A 7811-nucleotide genomic window follows, 5' to 3' on the forward strand; every position below is an offset into this window, starting at 1 on the left:
CAGGATGCCGAGGATCTGGTGCAGGAGACGCTCTTGAAGGCCATCGACAACATTGACAAGTTCCGCGGCGACAGCGCTTTCGGCACCTGGCTTTACTCGATCGCCCTCAACCAGGGTCGCGCCCACTATAATCGCGCCAAGAAGACGGACTTGCAGTCGCTCGATGACCTCTTGCCGCTGCGCGAACACAATCATGGCGCTCCGTCCGGACACTTGCACGAATGGCGCGATCCGCATACGCTGCTGGAAAATGACGAGTTGAACCGCCTGATCGCCGCCGCCTTTGCCGAGTTGCCGCCGGAATATGCCATCCCCTTCTCGCTGCGCTACGAAGAGGAGTTGTCGATCAAGGAGATTGCGGAAGTGCTGGGGATTACCGAGGCCGCAACGAAGTCGCGGGTTTTACGTGCGCGGTTGTTCATGCGTAACCGGCTTGATGCCGTGCTGGGAGTGGAGGATCGTGACCAAAAAGTGCACTGATCTGATCCAGGGTCTCAACGACTACCTCGACGGCGAGATCGCCCCCGAACTCTGTGCGGAGATCGAAAAGCATCTGGGCGACTGCCATGATTGCCGCCTAATGGTTGACACGCTCAAGCTGACGGTCAAGCTGTGCCGCGAGTCGGGTCAGTGCGAGGAGTTGCCGCCGGAATTTGCCGCTAAACTCAATGATCTCTTGCGTCGCCGCTGGGAGCAGAAGTTCAAGAAGTAGCCGCGCCGGGCCGCGCGACCTTGCCCCGCGCCAGGGATGCGAACACGCCGGCACAACACAACGCCGCGAACACCGCAAACGCCACGCGCGCACACTGCAAGAACTGCGGCGCATTCTCCGAACTAAGCTGCGCCGAGCCGATGAACACCGACAACAGCATCGCCACGATCCCCATCGAAAACATCATCCCGATCTGGCGCATCGCGCTGACAACTGAGCTGGCCACGCCGTACATCCGCCGGTCGACCGCACTCATGATCGCATTCGTATTGGGCGACGAGAATAGCGCAAAACCGAATCCCAGCACGATCAGACTGGCCACGATGTAAGCCAGCGGTGTCGCCGCCGCCAGAAACGCCAGCATTGCCAGCCCCAGGGCGGTGATGCCCATCCCCCACGAAGCCAGCGTGCGCGGCTCGATCCGATCCGACAGCCGACCGGCGAGGGGCGAGAAGATTGTCATGACGATCGGCTGTGCGACCAACACAATCCCGGCTGCCTGCGGTGACAACAGGCGCACCTTCTGCAAGTAGAGACTCAGCAGAAACGTCACGGCGAAGGTGGCCGCGTAATTGATCAGCGCGGCCAGATTCGAGAAGGCGAAGATCGTGTTCTTGCGAAACAACATCATGTCCACCAGCGGATGCTTGAGGCGCGACTCGTAGCCGACAAAAGCCCCCAGCACCACCAATCCGCAGAGGACCATCATCCCCGCCACGGCGGAGGGAAGATTCGAAAATCCGTACATCGTCAGAAGTAGTCCGACGGCCAATATCAGCGAACCGAGATAGTCGAACTTCGCGTGACCGTGCTCGCCGGCGTCCTTGCGTAACCTCATCACGGCCACGACCAGCAACGACAAGCCCAACGGAACATTGATGCCGAAGATGTAGCGCCAGCCCAGATACTGCGTAATGAACCCGCCGAAAAACGGCCCGGTCGAGAGCCCGAGGTAGACCGCCGCAATCGTATAGCCGATCGCGCGACCCCGCTCCTGCGCCGGTACGACGGCAATAAGCAGCGGCATCGCCGTCGCGAAAACCATCGCCGACGAGATCCCTTGAAATATGCGAATTGTTATCAACTGCCCGCCGGAACCGGCCAGCGCCAACAGCGCGGACGAGAGCGCCAGCAGCCCCACCCCCAGGATGAAAATCAGCTTCCGACCATAAAGATCACCGAGGCGCCCGAAGGGGATCAGGAAGGTCGCCGCCGCCAGGAGAAAGGCGGTGTTTATCCAGCCCAACATCACGGCACCCATCGAGAATTCGGCGCCAATTGCGGGTAAGGCAACATTCACGGACGAGCCCATGAACGGTCCGAGGAACGAACTGAGCGTCGCGACGAAAACTGCGGCACGACGACGTCCGGAGTCGGTGTGGTGCTCAGTCGAGAGCACAGATGAGCTCGCCATGATCTGAAGTTACTTGATCCAAGCTTTTGAACCAAGAGCGATTAGCCCAATTTCATAAATAATACAAAATTAACCATATTTATTGTCAGATTTGCGAAATTTTTCACAAATTTTTCCTAATTTCCTTGACAATGTAAGACGAATCTTACATTGTGTGGCTATGATTACTCTGACTGACAAAGATCAGGACTATCTCGAGACAATCTACCGAATTTCTCGTCATTCCGACACTGTCGGCGTCACCGATGTCGCCAAGGCACGAAGTGTGACCGTGCCCACAGCCCGCACGGCGGTAGCACGTCTGGTCCGCAACGGTCTGGTCCGGCAGCAACTTTACGGTAAGATCATGCTCAATCAGGAAGGTGAACGACTCGGCGAGGAGCTCTACAACGTCCACCGCACGCTGCGGCGGTTCCTGGCGGATGTGCTCTTGCTTGACCCCAAGCAGGCGGACGAAGAGGCTTGCCGCATGGAGCATGGATTGTCTAAGTCGACTTTGCGCAGGCTGACTTTGTTCCTGGACGTGATCCGCACCTGCAACAACAACAGCCCCAAGTGCATGGGGATCTATCGAAAGTCGGTCGACCAGAATTGTTCGATGTAATGATCATTTTGTGGCAACAGTAGTCTGGCATTGGATTTCATCGGGTTTGTAATGGGAAACGCGAAACTGACCTTAGCTGATATGGAACCGGGTGATACCGCGCGGATCACGGCTGTGCATGCTGATGCGCGGGTGCGTCATCGTTTGATGGACTTTGGCTTTCGCTGTGGCGAGCAGGTGACGATGATCCGGCGCGCGCCACTGGCGGATCCGCTCGAATACAAGCTGCGCGGCGCCTACGTCAGCCTGCGCAAGGCCGAGGCGGAGCAGATTGAAGTGGAAGGTGTCGCGTGAGCACCGTCGCTACTGCCAAGAAGACTTTCACCGTTGCGCTCGTCGGCAATCCCAACAGCGGCAAGACCTCGATCTTCAATGCGCTCGTCGGCGCGCGGGCCCACGTCGGCAACTACCCCGGGGTTACCGTCGAAAAACGTAGCGCGACACTTCGGCGCGACGGTCTCGAAATCGAATTTGTCGACCTGCCCGGGACCTATTCGCTTTCGGCCGCAACACTCGATGAACGGATCGCCCGCAAGTTTATCCTGATCCATAAGCCCGACCTGGTGATCAACGTCATCGACTCCGGCAATCTTGAGCGCAACCTCTACCTGACCATGCAGGTGATGGAGATGGGCGTGCGCATGATTATCGACCTCAACATGTGGGATGAAGCCCGCAAGCAGGGGATCGAAGTCAATGAGGCGAAACTGAGCCAGGTGCTGGGCGCGCCGATCGTGCGCACCGTCGGCCATCGCGGTGAGGGCGTCCAGGAACTACTTGAAAAGACGATCACTGCCCTCAAGCAGCCGGTGCCGGAGCACATCCCGCGCGAAATTCGCTATCATCCGGAACTCGACCGGCAAATCGCGGCGATCGCCGGAGCGGTGGCCTCGACCAGCTGCAATACCTTGCCGCCGCGCTGGTACGCCGTCAATCTCCTTGAAGACACCGTCAATATCGACGACTTCGCCAAGCCGACTCTGCCCGAGCGCGAATTAATCTTCGGCCAAGTCGCCGCATCGAGGAACCGCATCCGCCAGCAACTGCACCAGGAGTCGGATGCCGCCATTAGTGACGCGCGCTATCGTTACGTGAATGAAGTGCTGGAGAAGGCGGTCAAGCGTGGCGCCGACAATCGCATGGAGTTCTCGAATCGGCTCGATGCGATCCTGACCCATAAGTACTTCGGCTATCCGATCTTCCTCTTCTTCATGTGGTTGATCTTCCAAGCCACCTATGTCCTCGGCCAGTTTCCGGCCGACATTATTAACGCCGGCGTCGTGGCCCTGCAAGGCTTCATTTCCGGTCTGTTGCCGGCGGGCGTGATCAACGATTTGATTACCGACGGCATGATCGGCGGCATGGGCGCCGTGCTGGTTTTTCTTCCCAACATCATGATCCTCTACCTCGGCATCGCCGTCATGGAGGATTCCGGTTACATGGCGCGCGCAGCGTTCATGATGGATCGCTTCATGCGCGTTCTCGGCCTCAATGGCAAAGCCTTCATCCCCCTGCTGATGGGTTTTGGCTGCAACGTCCCCGCCATCATGGCCACTCGCACGCTGGAGTCGCACCGCGACCGCGTGTTGTCGGTGCTGCTGATTCCGTTCATGAGCTGTTCGGCGCGGCTCTCGGTCTATGTGCTCTTCTGCGGCGCCTTCTTTGCCGGCAACGCCGGCAATGTGATCTTCTCGCTGTACTTGCTCGGTATCGGCGTCGCCGTGATTCTCGGCCGGCTGCTCAAAAACAGCCTGTTCAAGGAAGACACGGCGCCGTTTTTCATGGAGTTTCCGCCGTATCGCCGGCCCACGTTCAAGACCGGCCTGTTGATGATGTGGGAGCGCGCCAAGATCTATCTGCGCAAAATCGGCGGCGTGATTCTCATCGCTTCGATCATCATCTGGTTTCTCGGTGCCTTCCCGCAACTGGATCACTATTCGCAGGACTATGCCGGACAGATCGCACAGTTGGAGACGCTCAATTCGCCGGAAGCCACTGAACAGGTGGCGCGTCTGCAGGCACAAATGCAATCCGAAGAGATCAAGAATTCCTACATCGGCCGGCTCGGCAACCTGATCCATCCGATCATTGAGCCACTGGGATTTAACTGGCAGATGGGCATCGGCCTCATCACCGGCTTTGTCGCCAAGGAAGTAGTCGTGTCGACCCTCGGCGTGCTCTACCAGCTCGGCGGTGACGTCGACGAGAATTCGACTTCGCTGATGAATGTCCTCAGTGATCCGATCAACGGCATCACGCCGCTGGCCGCCTATGCCTTCCTCGTCTTTGTGCTGCTCTACACGCCCTGCATCTCCGTGATGGCGGCGATGCGGCGCGAAATCGGCGCCCGCTGGATGTGGTTGGGCATCGCCGCGCAATTGGCGATCCCGTGGATCGCCGCCTTCGCCATCTACCGGATCGGATCGATCATCGGGCTCTAATCGCCGCCGCCCCTTTCGATCGCCACACCTCTGTCACCTCAATGTCAAGCTGGGCGACTTCGCGTTACGGTTTGACAGTGGTTTGACAATCACAACATTAATTTACCTAAATTCTCCACGATGCGACGACGATTCTCGAAACATGGAGGAATTGGCGAAGTGGTTTGCTTGCGATTGGCGCTCACCGGCGCGCTGGTGATCCTCGCGCTCGCTCGGCCGGCAGACGCCATGCGAATCGCGGGCGCGGTTTTGGACGGCAGTGATTCCGCGCCGGTCGTCGAGGCCAACTTGCTGATTACGCCGCTTGCGCTCAACTCCCGCACCGACCGTGAGGGTTGTTTCAACTTCATCATCCCGACACCCGGTGACTACCGCGTGCAAGTGAGTCATATCAGCTTCGAAACACGGTTCGTCGATCTGCACGTTGACTCCGCCGATGTTGTGCTGGAAATCCGTCTCACGCCGCGCACCTACATCTCTGACGAAATTGTCGTCACCGGCACCCGGACACCCTATTTGCTCAAGGATGTTCCGGTCACTACGGAGGTCATTCGCAGCGCAGATGCCATTGAAACCGGCGCGACGACGGTCGATCAGGCGCTCAAATCTGCGGTCGGCGTCAACGTCGACAACAACTTCTCCGGCGCGGGTGCATCGCTGCGCGGCGTCGATCCGACGCGGGTGCTGGTGCTGATCGACGGCGAGAAGATGGTTGGCCGCGTTCGGGGGGCGATCGATCTGGCGCAGATCTCGCTGGCCAACGTCGAGAAGATCGAGGTTGTCAAGGGTGTCGGATCAACGCTCTACGGCTCGGATGCTATCGGCGGCGTTGTCAACATCATCACCCGCAAACCGACAGCCAGGATGCGGCTGTCTACGTCTTCAGAGTACGGCAGCTTCAAGACCTTCGCGCAGAACCTCGAACTCGATTCCCGCCGCGGTCCGTGGGGGCTGCAGTTGGCCTCGCGATTCGACCGCACCGACGGCTTCGATCTCGACAAGTCCACACCGCACACGAACGGACTCGAGCGCATCCGGCGTTTCAATCTCGACGGCAAGATTGGGCGCCGTCTGAATCGCGCTTGGGAGGTCACCCTCAACGGCAACTTCTATTCGGAGAATAAGCGCTGGATTGAATCGGAGTTTATCGATCCCGTGACGTTCACGTTCAACGACGATGAGAACAACTATCGTTACTCCGGCGGGCTGAAAGCCAATTTCCAGCCGCGGCCGGCGACGCTGGTGGATTTCAACCTGTTCGGCACCTACTATGACCATCTCTGGGAGAAATTCACTGGCGCCGGTGTTTCCTCCGACCGCTCCCGCACCGAGGACTTGTTGACCGAGGCGTCGCTCAGCGCCAGCCACAGTTATTCCGACGGCCACGTGATCACTATGGGCGGCGATTACGTTTATCAGTCGCTCACATCGGAGGAGATCGATGGCGGTGAGCGCGCGGTGAAGTCAGGCGACTTATACGCGCAGTACGAATGGAAACCGCTGCACAACCTGGTATGTCTGCCCGGTGTGCGCCTGGAAGAACACTCGTCCTATGGCGAGCACGTCAACGCCTCGTTCAACCTGATGTATAACCCGCACGAGCGGGTTCGCCTGCGCGGATTCTATGGCGGCGGTTTTCGCGCGCCCTCGATCAAGGAGCTTTACTTCCGCTTCGATCATTCGGCCGCGGGCTACATCGTGACCGGTGGCGGCGACAACCTGCGCCCCGAAAAATCGCGAAATGCTTCATTGACGCTCGAGTACAGCTATGAGGGGATCGGACTTCACCGCGCGACCTTCTTTTACAACGATATCGACGACTTAATTGAGTTCGACCTGACCGGTTTCTCGCCCACCTACTGGCGCGGCATCTACGAGTACAAGAACGTCTTTAAGGCGTATACACGCGGCATCGAGTGGCAGAGTGAGATTCGCGTCAACCGTCGGTTCGATCTCTCGCTCTCGTACACCTGGCTCGTCGCCAAGAATCGCGACAACGGCCATTGGCTGCTCAACCGCCCGGAGCATTCACTCAAGCTGCACGGGTCGCTGCACTTCGACGAGGCCGGCCTGATCATTACCGCCTGGGGCAACTGGTACTCCGGCAAACTCTGGGTACCGCTGGGGGCGCAGAACGATTTCGATTCCGAGATCTGGGCGCCGACACGGCGCGAAATCAACCTGAACGTCTCCCAGCGCCTCTGGAGGAATCTCGACATCTTCGCGCGCGGCGAAAACCTCACCGACGACGTGAAAGTCGACTACGGTTACTGGCCGGGACGTTCATTCTATGCCGGACTGCGACTTCGGCCCGACGCGGACAAATGACGAGCAACGATATGGACATGAATCTAACAACAACTTCAACCAATATTTGTGAGGGTACTTGCATGAAGCACCTACTTCGCCCTGTTTTTTCGGCGCTGCTGCTGGCTGCGGTGGTCGGCTGCTCCAACGACGACAAGGGCAATAACCCCGGGCCACAGAACACCAATTCCACGACCTGGAATGAGGCCGGGCAGTACTGGACGACGATCTTGAACGCCGACGGATCGAGCGGAAATTACGCTTACTACAGCTTCACCACGCGCGACGTCGTCACACTCTCCGATGCGCAAGCGAAGGCCTCTTCAAATTGGC

General features: G+C 58.5%; 8 protein-coding genes. 7 read left to right on the forward strand and 1 reads right to left on the reverse strand.

The features are described 5' to 3' along the window. Together IT585_11790 and IT585_11795 are read left to right on the forward strand one after the other, a co-directional pair. A partial coding sequence (locus IT585_11790) for an RNA polymerase sigma factor (protein MCC6963925.1) occupies positions 1 to 480 on the forward strand: 480 nt, incomplete at its 5' end. After that, positions 461 to 712, forward strand: a complete 252-nt coding sequence (locus IT585_11795) for a zf-HC2 domain-containing protein (protein ID MCC6963926.1) — start codon at positions 461 to 463, stop codon at positions 710 to 712. The genes IT585_11790 and IT585_11795, both read left to right, overlap by 20 nt. On the opposite strand, the gene IT585_11800 is transcribed toward IT585_11795, so the two are convergent. Continuing rightward, entirely contained in the window at positions 702 to 2126 is a 1425-nt protein-coding gene (locus IT585_11800; protein MCC6963927.1) for an MFS transporter, read from the reverse strand. The two genes, IT585_11795 and IT585_11800, sit on opposite strands and share 11 nt — an antisense overlap. A 160-nt stretch (positions 2127 to 2286) precedes the next feature. Here IT585_11800 and IT585_11805 point away from each other — a divergent pair, with 160 nt between their 5' ends. The 5 genes from IT585_11805 to IT585_11825 form a co-directional block, all read left to right on the forward strand. Then, positions 2287 to 2730 (forward strand): metal-dependent transcriptional regulator, encoded by a 444-nt coding sequence (locus IT585_11805; GenBank protein ID MCC6963928.1) that lies wholly within the window; start codon positions 2287 to 2289, stop codon positions 2728 to 2730. A gap of 51 nt (positions 2731 to 2781) precedes the next feature. After that, positions 2782 to 3024, forward strand: a complete 243-nt coding sequence (locus IT585_11810) for a ferrous iron transport protein A (protein MCC6963929.1) — start codon at positions 2782 to 2784, stop codon at positions 3022 to 3024. Then, on the forward strand, positions 3021 to 5171 hold the full coding sequence (gene feoB / locus IT585_11815; GenBank protein MCC6963930.1) for a ferrous iron transport protein B: 2151 nt from the start codon (positions 3021 to 3023) through the stop codon (positions 5169 to 5171). Before IT585_11810 ends, feoB begins: the two co-directional genes overlap by 4 nt. A 159-nt stretch (positions 5172 to 5330) precedes the next feature. After that, positions 5331 to 7499 (forward strand): TonB-dependent receptor, encoded by a 2169-nt coding sequence (locus tag IT585_11820; GenBank protein MCC6963931.1) that lies wholly within the window; start codon positions 5331 to 5333, stop codon positions 7497 to 7499. A gap of 62 nt (positions 7500 to 7561) precedes the next feature. Further along, positions 7562 to 7811, forward strand: a 250-nt coding sequence (locus IT585_11825; protein ID MCC6963932.1) for a hypothetical protein, incomplete at its 3' end; no start/stop codon positions are given.

The organism is Candidatus Zixiibacteriota bacterium, assembly GCA_020853795.1.
GTDB lineage: Bacteria > Zixibacteria > MSB-5A5 > CAIYYT01 > CAIYYT01 > JADJGC01.

Coding starts and splice junctions, on each gene's coding strand:
- IT585_11800 (MCC6963927.1), bottom strand. CDS start 2,126: ATGGCGAGCTCATCTGTGCTCTCGACTGAGCACCACACCGACTCCGGA.
- IT585_11805 (MCC6963928.1), top strand. CDS start 2,287: ATGATTACTCTGACTGACAAAGATCAGGACTATCTCGAGACAATCTAC.
- IT585_11810 (MCC6963929.1), top strand. CDS start 2,782: ATGGGAAACGCGAAACTGACCTTAGCTGATATGGAACCGGGTGATACC.